The sequence below is a fragment of the Pseudomonas silensiensis genome (genome assembly GCF_050434865.1).
Classification (GTDB): Bacteria; Pseudomonadota; Gammaproteobacteria; order Pseudomonadales; family Pseudomonadaceae; genus Aquipseudomonas; species Aquipseudomonas fluorescens_W.
Genome location: NZ_JBNDJH010000022.1, coordinates 19,597 through 36,062 on the forward strand (window position 1 = coordinate 19,597; position 16,466 = coordinate 36,062).

Here is a 16,466-nt window from a genome sequence, read left to right on the forward strand (position 1 = left end):
CAAGTCGCCACCGTGCAAAACACGGTCGCCACAGTTCGCTTTTACCCTCTCGACGCTGCGTAATGTTCCGGGCACGGTGCACAAAGACACCGGCCCCACAATAATCCGCTGCCGCACGAGATCCTCCCAATGAAAAGACTGTTTACCCGCTGTCTCTCAATCCTCTGCGGCACTGCTCTGCTGAGCACCAGCGTCCTGGCCAGTGACGACGCTTCCTGCAAGGCCGTGCGCATGGGCGTGGTCAACTGGACCGACGTGATCGCCACCAGTGGCATGGCCGACGTGCTACTCAACGGCCTCGGCTACGAAAGCAAGCAAACCAGCGCCGTGCAGCAAATCATCTTCGCCGGCATCCGCGACAAGCGCCTCGACATCTTCCTCGGTTACTGGAAACCGGCGATGGACAAAAACATCGCGCCGTTTGTGGCCGCCAATCAGGTGAAGGTGATGGACAAACCGAGCCTGGCCGACGCCCAGGCAACCCTCGCCGTACCTGAGTATGTCGCCGAAGCGGGTCTGAAAACCTTCGCCGATATCGCCAAATTCAAGGATCAACTCGGCGGCAAGATCTACGGCATCGAGCCGGGCAGCGGCGCCAACACCACCATCAAAACCATGATCGAGACCAATCAATTTGGCTTGAAGGATTTCAAACTGATCGAGTCGGGCGAAGCCGGCATGCTTGCCGCCGTTCAGCGGGCAGTGAATCGCAAGGAATTCGTGGTGTTCGTCGGCTGGACCCCGCACCCGATGAACATCAACATGAAGATCGCCTACCTGACCGGCAGCGAAGACGTTTACGGCCCGAACGAAGGCGCCGCCACCGTTTCCATCGTGACCGCCCCGGACTACGCCCAGCGCTGCCCGAACGTGAATCGCCTGCTGGAAAACCTGACCTTCACCGCCACCCAGGAAAGCCAGTTGATGGTGCCGATCATGGAGCGCAAGACGCCGCAGGACGTTGCCAAACAATGGCTGCGCGACCATCCCGAGGATCTGCAACGCTGGCTCGCCGGTGTCACCAGTTTTGATGGCAAGGATGGCGTGGCGACCGTTCAGACCCGTTTGAAACTTTGATGAACGCCTATCCGTTATCCGAGCAGATGACGGCTTTCGTCGAGAAGACCGTCAGCTTCAACAGCACCGACAGCAGCCTCGGTGGTTTGCGCCAGGCCTACAGCGACATGTGCCGGGCGTTCACTCCGTCGCGTCCCGCCGGGCTGTATGTGGTCGACTTTGAATTGGCCGGCGTGCCGGTGCGGTCTTATCAACCACCGGTTTCGCCACCGACCAGCGGTTGCCCGTGCATCGTGTATCTGCATGGCGGCGGTTGGGTGGTGGGGGATCTGGACTCCCACGACTTCATCTGCGCCGAACTGGCGTCGACGCTCGGTGTGCTGGTGATCGCCGTCGATTATCGGTTGGCGCCGGAACATCCGTTTCCGGCGGCGTTCGAGGATTGTCTGGGTGTCTGGCGCGCGCTACGGACCGGGCCATTCCGGCTCGATCCTGAGCGAACGCTGGTGGCCGGGGACAGCGCCGGTGGCAACCTTGCGGCGGCGTTGTGCCTGGCATTGCGCGATGCGGGCGAGCCATTGCCGGCCGCTCAGGTGCTGATTTATCCGGGGCTGGGCGGTGATCACCGATTGCCGTCGCGCAGCGAATGCGTCGATGCTCCCTTGCTCAGCAGCAGCGACGTGGATTGTTATCACGCCCTGTACTTGCGCGGTACTGGACAGCCAAGTGCCTATGCAATGCCGTTGCTCGCCGAGGATTTCAGCAGGTTGCCGCCGACCTTGATCGCCGTGGCGCAATTCGATCCGCTGCGCGATGACGGCATGCTCTACAGCGAGCGACTGAACGCCGCAGGCGTGGCCGCGACGCTCTATTACGGGGAGGGGTTGGTTCACGGCTGTTTGCGGGCTCGGGGGCAGGTCGCCGAGGTCGACACACTCTATGAAACGCTGCTCGGCTATTTGTCTGAAAAAACGGGCTGAAAAACTCTGGCTCTGCAAGGCATGCTCATTGGCGTAATTCGGGTTTATGATGCCGGACGGCAGAATAATAGAAGTCCCCCCAGGGATGACCTCGACCCCTTACGGAGCGCGCAATGCAGACTTTGTACCCGCAGATCAAACCCCACGCCCGGCACGATCTGGCCGTCGATGAAACCCACACGCTGTATGTCGACGAAAGCGGTTCGCCGGAAGGTTTGCCGGTTGTATTCATCCACGGCGGCCCCGGCGCAGGGTGTGATGCCCAGAGCCGTCGGTATTTCGACCCGAACCTGTATCGCATTGTGACCTTCGACCAGCGCGGTTGCGGTCGTTCCACGCCTCACGCCAGCCTGGAAAACAACACCACTTGGGATCTGGTCGCCGACCTTGAGCGAATTCGCCAGCACCTTGGCATCGATAAATGGGTGCTGTTCGGCGGTTCGTGGGGCTCGACCCTGGCACTGGCCTACGCGCAAACCCACCCGGAGCGTGTGCACGGTCTGATTCTGCGCGGGATTTTTCTTTGCCGTCCGCAGGAAATCGAGTGGTTCTACCAGTGTGGCGCCAGTCGTCTGTTCCCCGATTACTGGCAGGACTACATCGCGCCGATCCCGCTGGACGAGCGCGAAGACTTGCTCTCGGCTTTCCACAAGCGCCTGGTCGGCAACGATCAGATTGCCCAGATGCACGCGGCCAAGGCCTGGTCGACCTGGGAAGGCCGGACCGCCACCCTGCGCCCGAACCCGATGGTGGTGGATCGTTTCTCCGAGCCACAGCGTGCGTTGTCCATCGCCCGCATCGAATGTCACTACTTCACCAACAATGCGTTCCTGGAGCCCAACCAGCTGATCCGCGACATGGGCAAGATCGCCCATTTGCCTGGCGTGATCGTCCACGGTCGCTACGACGTGATCTGCCCGCTGGATAACGCCTGGGAACTGCATCAGAACTGGCCGAACAGTGAATTGCAGGTGATCCGTGACGCCGGCCATGCCGCGTCCGAACCTGGCATTACCGACGCACTGGTTCGCGCCGCTAATCTGATGGCCCGTCGTTTGCTCGACCTGGCCCCTGAAGAAGCATGAAGGGCCTGCTGCAACGCGTACGTGGCGCGCGAGTCGAGGTAGCGGGGGAGGTGGTTGGCGCCGTTGATCAGGGTTTGCTGGTGCTGGTGGCGGTCGAGCCCGAGGATACTCGGGCCAGCGCCGACAAACTTCTGCAGAAGCTGCTTAACTATCGTGTGTTCAGTGACGCCGAGGGCAAGATGAATCTGTCCCTGGCGGATGTAGGCGGTGGGTTGCTGCTGGTCTCACAGTTCACCCTGGCCGCCGATACCAAGAGCGGGTTGCGCCCGAGTTTTTCGACCGCGGCCCCTCCGGCCCTGGGCGAGGAACTTTTCGACTATCTATTAGGCAAAGCGAAACAGGTGCATGGCACTGTGGCATCAGGTAGATTCGGCGCGGATATGCAGGTGCACCTGGTCAACGACGGCCCGGTAACCTTCCTGTTACAGACCTGAAAGCGCTTGAAACATGTTTTTAAGGGCATTTCGACTGAAAACAGGCGTTTTTCGCGATAAATACTTTGTTACCCCTGATGCGTTGTAACGCGGCCTACTAGATAATCGCGCGCTACGGGGATCAGCGTTCGTTGGTCCATTTTGACTTAGGTAGAGACTTGTCCTGAACCTCTTGGGGAATCATTTAGCCCCATAGGAGTCGGAACAATGCTCGCCAACTTGGCAAGAGTGGTCGGTAGGGTCGGTTTTTTCATGCCGCGCACCCCACAGGCACTTTAACTGGCCGTTGGTTTTTTGATCTGTTTTCGGCGAGGGTTGCTCGTGATTGTTAGTCCCTGTAATGCACCAAAATTGTCTGCCAAACGGTTACGAAGCGCTCTGGTAGCGGGCTCTGCACTGCTCTGCCTGCTCAGCGCCGGTCAGCTTTGGGCATTCAATCTGGATGATGTATCGGTCAAGGCAAAAGAGCTGGCGGGGCAGAAGTACGAAGCTCCGCGCAGTAACCTGCCGAACGAGTTCCGCGAGATGAAATTCGCGGACTATCAAAAAATTCGCTTCCTGACCGAAAAAGCCGAGTGGGCCGATCAGAAAACCCCGTTCAAGCTGTCGTTCTATCACCAGGGTATGCATTTCGATACACCGGTGAAAATCAACGAAATCACAGCTAACACCGTCGAAGAGATCAAATACGACCCAAGTCGTTTCGATTTCGGCGACGTGAAGTTTGATCCTAAAGCCACCGAACAACTGGGTTATGCCGGTTTCCGTGTGCTGTACCCGATCAACAAGGCTGACAAGCAAGACGAAATCATGACCATGCTCGGCGCGAGTTACTTCCGCGTTGTCGGCAAGGGGCACACCTATGGCTTGTCCGCTCGCGGCATGGCCATCGATACCGCGTTGCCGTCCGGCGAAGAATTCCCGCGTTTCACCGAGTTCTGGATTGAACAGCCGAAACCGGGTGACAAGCAACTGGTGATCTTCGCCCTGCTGGATTCGCCACGCGCTACCGGTGCCTATCGCCTGACCCTGCGTCCGGGCAGCGACACCATTGTCGACGTCAAGGCCAAGATGTTCCTGCGTGACAAGGTCACCAAGCTTGGCGTTGCGCCGCTGACCAGCATGTTCCTGTTCGGCGCCAATCAGCCGTCGAAAGTGCTGAACTACCGTCGTGAACTGCACGATTCCAGCGGTCTGTCGATCCATGCCGGCAATGGCGAGTGGATCTGGCGCCCACTGAACAATCCGAAACACCTGGCGGTGAGCAACTTCTCGATCGAGAACCCGCGCGGTTTCGGCCTGCTGCAACGTGGCCGCGACTTCAGCCACTACGAAGACCTCGACGACCGCTACGACAAGCGCCCAAGTGCCTGGATCGAACCAAAAGGCGATTGGGGCAAAGGCTCCGTCGATCTGGTAGAGATTCCGACTGCCGACGAAACCAACGACAATATCGTTGCGTTCTGGAGTCCGGAAAAGCTGCCCGAGCCTGGCCAGCCGCTGGACGTCGCTTACCGCTTGCACTGGACCATCGACGAAGCCGCGCTTCACGCACCGGACAGCGCCTGGGTTCAACAGACCCTGCGTTCCACGGGTGACGTGAAACAGTCCAACCTGATCCGTCAGCCGGACGGCAGCGTTGCATATCTGGTGGACTTCGAAGGCCCGTCCCTTGCGGCATTGCCGGATGATACGGACGTTCGTAGCCAGGTCAGCGTTGGCGAGAATGCCGAGCTGGTCGAGAACAGCGTACGTTACAACCCTGAAACCAAGGGCTGGCGCCTGACGCTGCGGATGAAAATCAAGGATCCGGGCAAGCCTACCGAGATGCGTGCTGCACTGGTCAAGAACATCGTGACTGCCGACCTGGCCAAAGCATCGTCTCCAGCCTCCAACTCTTCCGTCGCCAAGGCTGACAAGATTGCCGCACGGCAGCAGGAGAAGCTGGACAAGGAAGCCAAGGAAGCGAAGGAAACCAAGCAAACTGAGGCCAAGCAGGTTGAAACCAAACAGGTCGAAGCCAAGCCAGCCGCAGTTTCCAAGGACAAGGACAACAAAGACGCCAAGCAGCCTGTTGCTGCCGAAGCGGCCCCAGCCACACCGGAATCGGCACCGACTGAAGAAGTCCTGACCGAGACCTGGAGCTACCAGTTGCCTGCCGATGAGTAATTCTCAAGTACAGCCAGAGACTCTTGCCGAGTATCTGGCGCATCTACCGATGACCGACGAGCAGCGCGCGGAACTCGCGGGCTGCAAGTCTTTCAGCGAATTGCATGAGCGCCTGTCGTCCTCGACGTTCGACGCGCCGACCGAGGCTGCTCAAGCTTCGGTGGGTCGTCGCCTGACCCTGAACACCGCCGAGGAACTGGCCGACGCTGAAATGCTGGTGCTCGACGCCAGCGGCCGGGTCTGCCTGCGGGCAACCCCGCCGATTCGTCGGACCAAAGTCGTGCCGGAGCCATGGCGCACCAACATTCTGGTGCGTGGCTGGCGTCGTCTGACCGGTCGCACCAATCCGCCGGCCCCGCCGAAGGATGAGCGTGTGCTGCCGGCTGCTCGCTGGCGCACCGTCGGTTCGATCCGCCGCTACATTCTGCTGGTGCTGATGCTCGGCCAGACCATCGTCGCCGGCTGGTACATGAAAGGCATCATGCCGTACCAGGGCTGGTCGTTTGTCGACCTGAACGAAGTGCTGCATCAACCGCTGTCGCAAACCGCTACGCAAGTGCTGCCGTATGCACTGCAAACCAGCATCCTGATCTTGTTCGGGATTCTGTTCTGCTGGGTGTCGGCGGGTTTCTGGACGGCACTGATGGGCTTCCTCGAGTTGCTCACCGGTCACGACAAATACCGCATTTCCGGTAAAAGCGCCGGTAACGAGCCGATCCCTACGGACGCTCGCACCGCACTGGTAATGCCGATCTGCAACGAAGACGTGCCACGGGTGTTTGCCGGTTTGCGGGCGACCTTCGAGTCGGTTGCGGCCACGGGTAACCTGGATCGCTTCGACTTCTTTGTCCTCAGCGACAGTAACGACGCCGATATCTGCGTCGCCGAGCAACAAGCCTGGCTGGACGTCTGCCGTGAAGCCAAGGGCTTCGGCAAGATCTTCTATCGTCGCCGTCGCCGTCGCGTCAAGCGTAAAAGCGGTAACCTCGACGACTTCTGCCGTCGTTGGGGCGGTGACTACAAGTACATGGTCGTGCTCGACGCGGACTCCGTGATGAGCGGCGATTGCCTGACCAGTCTGGTGCGCTTGATGGAAGCCACCCCGGACGCCGGGATCATCCAGACCGCGCCGCGCGCTTCGGGCATGGACACGTTGTATGCACGCATGCAGCAGTTCGCCACCCGCGTGTACGGTCCACTGTTCACCGCCGGTCTGCACTTCTGGCAGTTGGGCGAATCCCACTACTGGGGCCACAACGCGATCATCCGCATGAAGCCGTTCATCGAGCACTGCGCCCTGGCGCCGTTGCCCGGTAAAGGCGCGTTTGCCGGTGCAATTCTGTCCCACGACTTCGTTGAAGCTGCGCTGATGCGCCGTGCCGGCTGGGGCGTGTGGATTGCCTACGACTTGCCGGGCAGCTACGAAGAATTGCCGCCGAACCTGCTGGACGAACTCAAGCGTGACCGTCGCTGGTGTCACGGCAACCTGATGAACTTCAGGCTGTTCCTGGTAAAAGGCATGCACCCGGTACACCGTGCGGTGTTCCTGACGGGCGTGATGTCTTACCTGTCGGCGCCGTTGTGGTTCTTCTTCCTTGTGCTGTCGACGGCGCTGCTGGCGGTCAACACGTTGATGGAGCCGCAGTACTTCCTTGAGCCACGCCAGCTGTATCCGTTGTGGCCACAATGGCACCCGGACAAGGCGATCGCGCTGTTCTCGACCACCGTCGTGCTGCTGTTCCTGCCGAAGTTGTTGAGCATCATCCTGATCTGGGCCAAGGGCGCGAAAGAGTTCGGTGGCAAGTTCAAGGTAACCCTGTCGATGCTGCTGGAGATGCTGTTCTCCATGCTGCTGGCGCCGGTGCGGATGATTTTCCACACCCGTTTCGTGCTCGCCGCGTTCCTTGGCTGGGCCGCGACCTGGAACTCGCCGCAACGTGACGACGACTCCACGCCATGGAGCGAAGCGGTCAAACGCCACGGTCCGCAAACCTTGCTGGGCTTCTTCTGGGCCCTGTTGGTGATCTGGCTGAACCCGAGCTTCCTCTGGTGGCTGGTGCCGATCGTCGGTTCGTTGATGCTGTCGATTCCGGTGTCGGTGATCTCCAGTCGAGTGGGCCTGGGCCTCAAGTCCCGTGACGAGAGCCTGTTCCTGATCCCTGAGGAATACAATCCGCCACAGGCGCTGCTGGCGACCGACCAGTACACCCACGAAAACCGTTGGCATGCGCTGAACGACGGCTTCGTCCGGGCCGTGGTCGATCCACAGCAGAACGCCTTGGCGTGCTCGCTGGCGACTTCACGCCACCGTGAGGCCGAGCCGATCGAATGGCTGCGGATCGAGCGGGTGCGTCATGCGCTGAAAGTCGGGCCTGAGGGCCTGGACAACAATGAGCGCGTGCAACTGCTCAGTGACCCGGTAGCACTGGGTCGTCTGCATGAGCAGATCTGGAACGAAGGTCACCCCGAGTGGCTCGAGGCATGGCGTAAATCGGTGAAAGCCGATCCCCATGCGCCGCTGTTGCCGCTCAAGCCATTGAGTGCGCAGCCTCAGTTGGCCTGATAAAAAACCCCGCTAAATTAGCGGGGTTTTTGTTTGTGGTGGGGCATGAGTTGGGATCAACCTTCAGATCCACCCCTCACCCTAGCCCTCCCGAAACGTCGGACCGCCCCAGAGGGTAGAGGGGACTGACAGAGGTGTTCTTTAGAGCTACATCGACCTGAACTATCGGGTCGAACTCAGGTTTTGTAACGTCCCCGATCGGCTCCCTTTCCCCTCTCCCCCTTGGGGAGAGGGTTGGGGTGAGGGGTGGCTCTTGAATTCACAACAAATCCCAACCAAACCCTTGTGCAAACGAACGAGTGCGTTAGCATCCGTCCCCGAATTGGTGCGCCCGGACAACTTTTTGTTCGTATCTGCCGGTTTTCCAAGGAAAATCCGCAGTTTGCGCGCCTCACAACGCGATGGTTTTGGGGACTTGATGATGAAGAAGTATCTCTCGATGCTGCTGGTCGGCGTCACGGCATTGGTTGCAGTCAACGCGGCGCACGCCGGCGCCATCGATGAGGCGGTCAAGCGCGGCACGCTGAAAGTCGGCATGGACCCGACCTACATGCCGTTCGAAATGACCAACAAGCGCGGCGAGATCATCGGTTTCGAAGTCGACCTCCTCAAAGCCATGACCAAGGCCATGGGCGTCAAGCTGGAGATGGTTTCCACCGGCTACGACGGCATCATCCCAGCCCTGCTCACCGACAAGTTCGACATGATCGGCAGCGGCATGACCCTGACCCAGGAACGCAACCTGCGCCTGAACTTCAGCGAACCGTTCATCGTGGTGGGCCAGACCCTGCTGATCCGCAAGGAGCTGGAAGGCACCATCAAGTCCTATAAAGACCTGAACACCGCCGACTACCGCATCACTTCCAAGCTCGGCACCACCGGCGAGATGGTCGCTAAAAAGCTTATCTCCAAAGCCAAGTACCACGGCTACGACAACGAGCAGGAAGCCGTGCTCGACGTGGTCAACGGCAAGGCCGACGCCTTCATCTACGACGCGCCTTACAACGTCGTGGCCGTGAACAAGGTCGGTGCCGGCAAACTGGTGTTCCTCGACAAGCCGTTCACCTACGAACCGCTGGCCTTCGGTCTGAAGAAGGGTGACTACGACAGCATCAACTTCATCAACAACTTCCTGCGCCAGATCCACGAAGACGGCACCTACGATCGCATCCATGACAAGTGGTTCAAAGACACCGCTTGGCTCAAGGACATGGAATAAGCGCCGGTCAGACTGACCGCGTCGCCTCAATCGCGAGCAGGCTCACTCCTACAGGGGAGCGCATTCCAATGTAGGAGTGAGCCTGTTCGCGATGGGTGCCTCCAAGGCAACACAAATCCGGAACCTGCAATGAAACAGAAAAAAGCCCTATGGCCGTGGCACGTGTTAACCGTGCTGGTGCTGATCGGCCTGGCTGGCGCGTTGTATTACGCCACCTCGCTGATGTCCTACGAATGGCGCTGGAACCGTGTGCCGCAATACTTCGCCTATCACGCCGAAGAGTCCCAGCGTGCCGCCGATATCTCCACCGTCAGCGAACTGGTGCGCAAGGGCGACCAGGCTGAAGTCACCCTGCGCAGTGATGCCGGTGTCGAGCAGCACCTGACCGTCGACAACAACAGCCTGCAAGTCGCCCAAGGTGATGACGTGGCTGAAGGCGACGTGATTGGCGTGACCCGCCATTGGGCCGCCGGACCGCTGATGTGGGGGCTCTGGACCACCTTATGGTTGTCCGTGGTTTCAGGTGTGCTCGGTCTGCTGATCGGCCTGGCCACGGGGCTGTGCCGACTGTCGAACAACCCGACCCTGCGCGATCTCTCGACGATCTACGTCGAACTGGTGCGCGGTACGCCGCTGCTGGTGCAGATCTTCATTTTCTACTTCTTCATTGGCACCGTGATGAACCTCTCCCGGGAGTTCGCCGGGATCGCCGCGCTGTCGCTGTTCACTGGCGCTTATGTGGCGGAAATCATCCGTTCCGGCGTTCAATCCATCGCCCGTGGCCAGAACGAAGCCGCTCGCTCCCTGGGCCTGAGCGCTGGCCAGTCGATGCGCCACGTGGTGTTGCCGCAAGCGCTCAAGCGAGTGCTGCCACCGCTGGCCGGTCAGTTCATCAGTCTGGTCAAGGACACCTCGCTGGTGTCGGTGATCGCCATTACCGAGCTGCTCAAAAGCGGTCGTGAAGTCATCACCACCTCGTTCTCGCCGTTCGAAATCCTGTTCTGCGTGGCCGGTCTGTACCTGTTGATCAACCTGCCGCTGTCGAAAATCGCCAGCCGGCTTGAGCGGAGGCTCGCGCAAAGTGATTGAAGTCCGCGATCTGGTAAAAGTTTTCGACACCCGCGGCCACGTGGTTCGCGCGGTGGATAACGTTTCGACGCACGTGGCCAAGGGCGAAGTGCTGGTGGTGATCGGCCCGTCCGGTTCAGGTAAGTCGACCTTCCTGCGCTGCCTCAATGGTCTGGAAGCGTTTGATTCTGGCTCGGTGAGCATCGACGGCTTGCAACTGGCCGACCCGAAAACCGATGTGAATGCCTATCGCCGCGAAGTCGGCATGGTGTTCCAGCATTTCAATCTGTTCCCGCACATGACCGTGCTGGAAAACCTCTGCCTGGCCCAGAAAGTCGTGCGTAAGCGCGGCAAGAAGGAGCGCGAGGCCAAGGCCTTGGCGTTGCTGGAAAAGGTCGGTATTGCGCAGAAGGCCAACGAGTTTCCGTCGCGCCTGTCCGGCGGTCAGCAACAGCGTGTGGCCATCGCCCGGGCACTGGCGATGGAACCGAAGGTCATGCTGTTCGATGAGCCGACCTCGGCGCTCGACCCGGAAATGGTTGGCGAAGTGCTGGACGTGATGAAAACCCTGGCGGTGGAAGGCATGACCATGGTTTGCGTCACCCACGAAATGGGCTTCGCCCGGGAAGTGGCGGATCGGGTGCTGTTCTTCGATCACGGCAAATTGCTGGAAGACGCTTCACCGGCCGAATTCTTCGATGCGCCGAAGGATCCGCGGGCTCAGGCCTTCTTGCGCCAGGTTCTCTAACGCTGAAATCCCTGTGGCGAGGGAGCTTGCTCCCGCTGGGCCGCGAAGCGGCCCCAAATGTTCTCAGATGAATCCGACAGCCTGATTTACGACGGCTGCGCCGCCGAACGGGAGCAAGCTCCCTCGCCACAGGGGTAGGCGATGCTTCTTAGACTTTGAACCGTCCCACCAGCGTCTGCAGATGCGTCCCCAGTCGCGCCAGCTCGACGCTGGAGGCCGCGGTTTCTTTAGTGGCTGCCGAGGTCTGCTCGGACACATCGCGCACGTTAAGCACGCTGCGGTTGATCTCTTCGGCCACGGCACTTTGCTGCTCGGCTGCAGCGGCGATTTGTTGGTTCATCGCCTGAATCGCTGAGACGGTACGGGTGATGTTGGTCAACGAACCCCCGGCGCGGCGGGTCAACTCGACGCTGCTTTCGGTCAGGGTGCGGCTGTTGTCCATGATCGTGGCGACTTGCTGGGTACCGCTTTGCAGGCCGCCGATCAGCTCTTCGATTTCTTCAGTAGATTTCTGGGTGCGCTGGGCCAGGCTGCGGACTTCATCGGCAACTACCGCAAAACCACGCCCGGCCTCACCGGCACGCGCGGCCTCGATGGCGGCGTTGAGGGCCAGCAGGTTGGTTTGCTGGGCCACGGATTTGATCACGTCGAGCACGCTGCCGATTTTGTCGCTTTCGCGTTTGAGATGACTCATGGCCTCGGTGGAGTTGCCGACTTCTTTGGCCAGACGTTCGATCTGGGCAATGGCTTCGCCGACCACTTTGTCACCTTCGCGGGCCTGCTGGTCGGCGGCGACGGCGGCTTCGGAGGCTTCTTCGGCGTTACGCGCGACTTCCTGAACGGTGGCGGTCATTTCGTTCATGGCGGTCGCTACCTGGTCGGTCTCGACCTTCTGGCTGTCGACCCCGGCACTGGTCTGTTCAGTGACGGCTGACAGCTGCGCGGAGGCGCTGGCTATCTGCGTCACTCCTTGACTGATGCCTCCGATCAGTTCCCGCAGGCTGACGGTCATGCGGTGTATGGCGCGTTGCAGCTGGCCGAGTTCGTCGCGGCGCTGGGCGTCGAGGTCCTGGCTGAGATCGCCGGATGCCACGCGTTCGACCACTTGCAGGGTTTGCTGCAGCGGGATGACGATCTGCCGGGTAATGCTCCAGGCGGCGAGAACCCCGAGCAGCATCGCCAGAGCAGCGGCGATGCTCAGCATGGTCTTGGCCTGCCGGGCTTCGTTGTCGCGTTTGATGGTTTGTATTGCGTTCATTTGTGTATTCAATTCGAACACACGCATGACCTTTTCACCCATCTGTTTGAAGGCTTGCGTACTGCTGATCAGCGCGTCGTGGTATTGGCCGACGGCGCTACGGTAGGCTTTCAGCGCTTCGCCAGCCTGTTGCAGGTTGGCGCCATATTGCTCAGGCAGTTTGCCCGACAAGCTGGCAATACTGCTCAGGGCCTGATCGATGGCATCCAGGGCTGGCTGTTCCGCGTCGGTCTTGCCGCTGTAGGTGTAGCCACGAACCTGGAAGCGTGCTTGCTGGATGAGTTTGTTCAGTTCGACAACGCTGTTGTACTGCGCGATGTTTTCGCTCTGCAATAGCGTTTTTTCAAGCTCGCCAATCAGTGAAACGGCGCGGTCTGCATTGGTGCCAAGGTTGCTGCGGCTGGTTTCGCGATTCTGTATCGCCACGGTCAGGTTGTTGAGGTCGCTTTTGTAGTCGCGTAGCAAGACTGTCTCTTCATCGACCATGGTCCGGTCTTTCGGGTCTTGCAGAAGTTGGCGAAGTTCTTGCCCTTTCTGTTCAAGCTGGTCCCGTAGACGAGCGATTTCAGTGGAGCCTTCAAGGCCCTTCTGCAGTTCAAAACTCAAGCGGGCGACACGCAGGTCTTTACTCAATTCACTCAACTGCGATATTGCCGCAGACTTTTCGCCGCGGTCGATCAAGGTGCTCAGCCCCATCCAGCCAGTGGTAGCAATCAGCAGGGTCAGCAGCAATACCAGACCGAACCCCATTCCGAGCTTTAGACTTACGCTCACGTTTCCCAGACTCTGGGTTAACCATCGAGACATGTGAAGTACTCCATCGGGAACAGGCGAAAGCCGGTCGGGTTCAACTGCAGTTTATTGTTGTTACACACTGCATCGGCCCGGCGCGCTCGAACTGAAGCGCGTCCGTCGGTCTTTCAGAACAAGCGTGAGAGGAGGGCGGTCACGGCGGTTTCGACCCGCAGGATGCGGTCGCCGAGCTGCACCGGTTGCAGGCCTGCCTTGCCCAGCAGGTCGATTTCGTAAGGAATCCAGCCGCCTTCGGGGCCGATGGCCAGGGTCACCGGTTCGTCCAGGCCGCGAGGGCAGGGCGGGTAGTTGCCGGGGTGGCCGACGAGGCCGAGGGTGCCTTCAGTGATCGCTGGTAGACGATCCTCGACGAAAGGCTTGAAGCGCTTCTCGATGACGATTTCCGGCAGCACACTGTCCCGGGCCTGTTCGAGGCCGAGAATCAACTGCTCGCGAATCGCCTCGGGCTCCAGGAACGGGGTTTGCCAGAAGCTCTTCTCGACGCGATAGCTGTTCACCAGAATGATTCGTGGCACACCCATGGCCGCCACGGTCTGAAACACCCTGCGAAGCATTTTGGGCCTTGGCAGGGCCAGCACCAGGGTCAACGGCAGCTTGGCCGGTGGTGGCTGGTCGAGGGTGACGCGCAATTCGGCTTCATCGGCGTCAAGGCGCAGCAGTTCGGCCGAGCCCATCAGCCCGCCGATACGGCCGACGCGCAGGCTGTCACCGACAACGGAGCGATGGACTTCCTGCATGTGCGTCAACCGGCGATCACGCAGGATCGCCCGGTCGGCCGCAATGAAATCGGCCTCTTCGAGCAGCAGCAGGTTCACGGTTGAGTCGCTGGCGGCTGGTCGTTGTGATCGTCGGCCGGCTGGTCGTCCGGGTGCTCGCCGCGCTTGGTGATCAGGCTGCCGAACAGGATGCCGATTTCAAACAGCAGCCACATCGGTACGGCCAACAGTGTCTGCGAGAAGATGTCCGGTGGCGTCAGGACCATGCCGACCACGAAGCAGCCGATGACCACGTACGGGCGGATTTTCTTCAGGTAAGCGACGTTGACCACGCCGATCCACACCAGCAGCACCACGGCCACTGGAATCTCGAACGCTACGCCGAAGGCGAAGAACAGCGTCATGACGAAATCGAGGTAGCTGCTGATGTCGGTCATCATTTCCACGCCGGCCGGGGTGGCGGAGGCGAAGAATTTGAAGATCAGCGGGAACACCAGGTAATAGGCGAACGCCATGCCGGTATAGAACAGCATGATGCTCGATACCAGCAAGGGTACGGCGATGCGTTTTTCATGCTTGTACAGGCCCGGCGCGATAAAGCCCCAGATCTGATGCAGGATCACCGGGATCGCCAGGAACAGCGAGACCATCATCGTCAGCTTAAGCGGCGTCAGGAACGGCGACGACACGTCGGTGGCGATCATCGTCGCGCCGGCGGGCAGGTACTGACGCAGCGGCGTGGAGACGAAGGTGTAGATCTGCTGGGTGAAGGCAAACAACCCGGCAAAGATGATGAAGATTGCAGCTACGCAACGCAGCAGGCGGGTACGCAACTCGGTGAGGTGCGAAACCAGCGGCATGTGCTGGTCGTTTTCTGGGAGATCGCTCATGGGGCTCGCGGCGGCAAAGTGGTGTCGTGAGGAGCCGGCGTTGTCGGCGCGGCGGCAGGAGCAACAGGATCTACGGACGCGACAACCGGCGCAGGTTCAACAGCTTTCACCGTTTCCGTCGGTGCAGCGGCAGGTGTAGCTTCTGCAGTCGGAGCCTGAATCGTCTGCTCCGCCACAGGTTCAACCGGCTGAACCGGCGTGGCCTCTTGCTGAGTCGGCGTGAAAATCTTCCGCGCCTCCTGCTCAAGCGACAGAATGTGCTCGTTGTGCAGCTGCCGACGAATCTCGTCGGCACCGATTTCACGTTCAACTTCCTGTTTGATCGCGTTGAAGCTGCGCTTCAGACGGCCGACCCACAGGCCGGCGGTGCGCGCAGCACCCGGCAGACGCTCGGGGCCCAGCACCAGCAGGGCAACGAGGCCGACGAGCAGCAGTTCAGAGAAGCTGATACCAAACATTAGTCAGTGCTCACACGTCTTTGCGGATCGGCTCTTCGACTTTTTGCGCCTGCACGTCGATGGTGTGCGGCTGGTTCACCGAGTTCTGCGGCTGAACCGGTGGTACCGGTTGGGACGGCGTCGCGGTCGGATCAGCCGGTTTTTCGTCGTCGTTCATGGCTTTCTTGAAGCCCTTGATCGACTCACCCACGTCAGTGCCGAGGTTTTTCAGTTTCTTGGTGCCGAACACCAGTACGACAACAACCAGGATGACGATCCAGTGTTTCCAGTCAAAAATGCCCATGTCGCTGCTCCTCTCTAATAGTTGTTCAGGCGGACGGGCGCGAGGCTTTCTCGGCGTGTCCGGACAGACCGAAACGACGGTCCAGTTCATCGAGTACAGCTTGTGGATGCTGCCCCAGTTGGGCGAGCATGACCATGCTGTGGAACCACAAATCGGCGGTTTCGTAGATCACATCGCTGCAGTCACCGCTGATAGCGGCATCCTTGGCGGCAATGATGGTTTCGACCGACTCTTCGCCGACTTTTTCCAGAATCTTGTTCAAGCCCTTGTGGTACAGGCTGGCGACATACGAGCTGTCGGCGGCGGCGCCTTTGCGCTCTTCCAGCACTTCGGCCAGACGGGTCAGAGTGTCACTCATGTGTGTGTCCTGCGGAATAGATGGCGTGCGGGTCTTTGAGCACCGGGTCGACGGTTTTCCAGTCGCCGTTCTCGAAGACGCGATAGAAGCAGCTCTGACGGCCAGTATGGCAAGCGATGTCACCGATCTGCTCGACCATCAGGATGATCACGTCGGCGTCACAGTCCAGGCGCATCTCATGCAGGTTTTGCACGTGGCCGGACTCTTCGCCCTTGCGCCACAGCTTGCCACGGGAGCGTGACCAGTAAATGGCGCGGTTCTCGGCAGCGGTCAGTTCCAGCGCTTCACGGTTCATCCAGGCCATCATCAGGACGCGCCCGGTCTTGTGATCCTGGGCAATCGCCGGCACCAGGCCATCTGCGTCCCACTTGATCTCGTCCAGCCAGTTTTTCATCTTCGACTCCGAC

16 protein-coding genes and 2 pseudogenes are annotated in these 16,466 nt (G+C 60.0%); 9 read left to right on the top strand and 9 right to left on the bottom strand.

Annotation, left to right across the window (positions count from 1 at the left end):
* The first annotated feature begins 129 nt into the window (after window positions 1-129).
* The 9 genes from QF010_RS25585 to QF010_RS25625 all read left to right on the top strand — a co-directional run bounded on the left by QF010_RS25585 (window position 130) and on the right by QF010_RS25625 (window position 11,283).
* Window positions 130-1,077 carry a choline ABC transporter substrate-binding protein gene (locus QF010_RS25585; RefSeq protein ID WP_033055321.1) on the top strand — a complete coding sequence of 316 codons (948 nt, stop codon included), beginning with the start codon at window positions 130-132 and terminating at the stop codon, window positions 1,075-1,077.
* The gene (locus QF010_RS25590; protein WP_033055322.1) at window positions 1,077-1,997 is read left to right on the top strand and encodes an alpha/beta hydrolase; all 921 of its coding nucleotides are present in this window, start codon (window positions 1,077-1,079) and stop codon (window positions 1,995-1,997) included. The genes QF010_RS25585 and QF010_RS25590 overlap by 1 nt, the downstream gene beginning before the upstream one ends.
* A gap of 113 nt (window positions 1,998-2,110) precedes the next feature.
* A complete protein-coding gene (gene pip, locus QF010_RS25595) occupies window positions 2,111-3,082 on the top strand; it encodes a prolyl aminopeptidase (RefSeq protein ID WP_033055323.1) in 972 nt (323 codons plus the stop codon).
* Window positions 3,079-3,516 (top strand): D-aminoacyl-tRNA deacylase, encoded by a 438-nt coding sequence (gene dtd / locus QF010_RS25600; RefSeq protein WP_008149496.1) that lies wholly within the window; start codon window positions 3,079-3,081, stop codon window positions 3,514-3,516. Before pip ends, dtd begins: the two co-directional genes overlap by 4 nt.
* A gap of 321 nt (window positions 3,517-3,837) precedes the next feature.
* The gene (locus QF010_RS25605; protein WP_429511327.1) at window positions 3,838-5,685 is read left to right on the top strand and encodes a glucan biosynthesis protein G; all 1,848 of its coding nucleotides are present in this window, start codon (window positions 3,838-3,840) and stop codon (window positions 5,683-5,685) included.
* The gene (gene mdoH, locus QF010_RS25610; RefSeq protein ID WP_033055327.1) at window positions 5,678-8,248 is read left to right on the top strand and encodes a glucans biosynthesis glucosyltransferase MdoH; all 2,571 of its coding nucleotides are present in this window, start codon (window positions 5,678-5,680) and stop codon (window positions 8,246-8,248) included. Before QF010_RS25605 ends, mdoH begins: the two co-directional genes overlap by 8 nt.
* Before the next feature lie 421 nt (window positions 8,249-8,669).
* A complete protein-coding gene (locus QF010_RS25615; RefSeq protein WP_429534185.1) occupies window positions 8,670-9,467 on the top strand; it encodes a transporter substrate-binding domain-containing protein in 798 nt (265 codons plus the stop codon).
* Window positions 9,468-9,596: 129 nt separating this feature from the next.
* A complete protein-coding gene (locus tag QF010_RS25620) occupies window positions 9,597-10,556 on the top strand; it encodes an amino acid ABC transporter permease (protein WP_033055328.1) in 960 nt (319 codons plus the stop codon).
* The gene (locus tag QF010_RS25625; protein ID WP_033055330.1) at window positions 10,549-11,283 is read left to right on the top strand and encodes an amino acid ABC transporter ATP-binding protein; all 735 of its coding nucleotides are present in this window, start codon (window positions 10,549-10,551) and stop codon (window positions 11,281-11,283) included. The genes QF010_RS25620 and QF010_RS25625 overlap by 8 nt, the downstream gene beginning before the upstream one ends.
* A gap of 148 nt (window positions 11,284-11,431) precedes the next feature.
* On the opposite strand, the gene QF010_RS25630 is transcribed toward QF010_RS25625, so the two are convergent.
* The 9 genes and pseudogenes from QF010_RS25630 to hisI form a co-directional block, all read right to left on the bottom strand.
* A complete protein-coding gene (locus QF010_RS25630) occupies window positions 11,432-12,295 on the bottom strand; it encodes a methyl-accepting chemotaxis protein (RefSeq protein ID WP_419866177.1) in 864 nt (287 codons plus the stop codon).
* Window positions 12,287-12,568, bottom strand: a pseudogene (locus QF010_RS25635) (HAMP domain-containing protein); the annotation flags it as partial. The pseudogene QF010_RS25635 and the gene QF010_RS25630, both read right to left, overlap by 9 nt.
* Window positions 12,554-13,348: pseudogene (locus QF010_RS25640) on the bottom strand (methyl-accepting chemotaxis protein); the annotation flags it as partial. The pseudogenes QF010_RS25640 and QF010_RS25635, both read right to left, overlap by 15 nt.
* Before the next feature lie 113 nt (window positions 13,349-13,461).
* Complete coding sequence (locus tag QF010_RS25645) at window positions 13,462-14,169, bottom strand: 16S rRNA (uracil(1498)-N(3))-methyltransferase (RefSeq protein WP_033055333.1); 708 nt, start codon at window positions 14,167-14,169, stop codon at window positions 13,462-13,464.
* On the bottom strand, window positions 14,166-14,960 hold the full coding sequence (gene tatC / locus QF010_RS25650; protein WP_033055335.1) for a twin-arginine translocase subunit TatC: 795 nt from the start codon (window positions 14,958-14,960) through the stop codon (window positions 14,166-14,168). The genes QF010_RS25645 and tatC overlap by 4 nt, the downstream gene beginning before the upstream one ends.
* On the bottom strand, window positions 14,957-15,418 hold the full coding sequence (gene tatB, locus QF010_RS25655; RefSeq protein WP_033055337.1) for a Sec-independent protein translocase protein TatB: 462 nt from the start codon (window positions 15,416-15,418) through the stop codon (window positions 14,957-14,959). Before tatB ends, tatC begins: the two co-directional genes overlap by 4 nt.
* Before the next feature lie 10 nt (window positions 15,419-15,428).
* Window positions 15,429-15,701: a twin-arginine translocase TatA/TatE family subunit gene (locus QF010_RS25660; protein ID WP_033055338.1), complete on the bottom strand. Its 273-nt coding sequence runs from the start codon at window positions 15,699-15,701 to the stop codon at window positions 15,429-15,431.
* A gap of 25 nt (window positions 15,702-15,726) precedes the next feature.
* A complete protein-coding gene (locus QF010_RS25665) occupies window positions 15,727-16,059 on the bottom strand; it encodes a phosphoribosyl-ATP diphosphatase (protein WP_008047820.1) in 333 nt (110 codons plus the stop codon).
* The gene (gene hisI / locus QF010_RS25670) at window positions 16,052-16,453 is read right to left on the bottom strand and encodes a phosphoribosyl-AMP cyclohydrolase (protein WP_033055339.1); all 402 of its coding nucleotides are present in this window, start codon (window positions 16,451-16,453) and stop codon (window positions 16,052-16,054) included. Before hisI ends, QF010_RS25665 begins: the two co-directional genes overlap by 8 nt.
* Window positions 16,454-16,466: the final 13 nt, after the last annotated feature.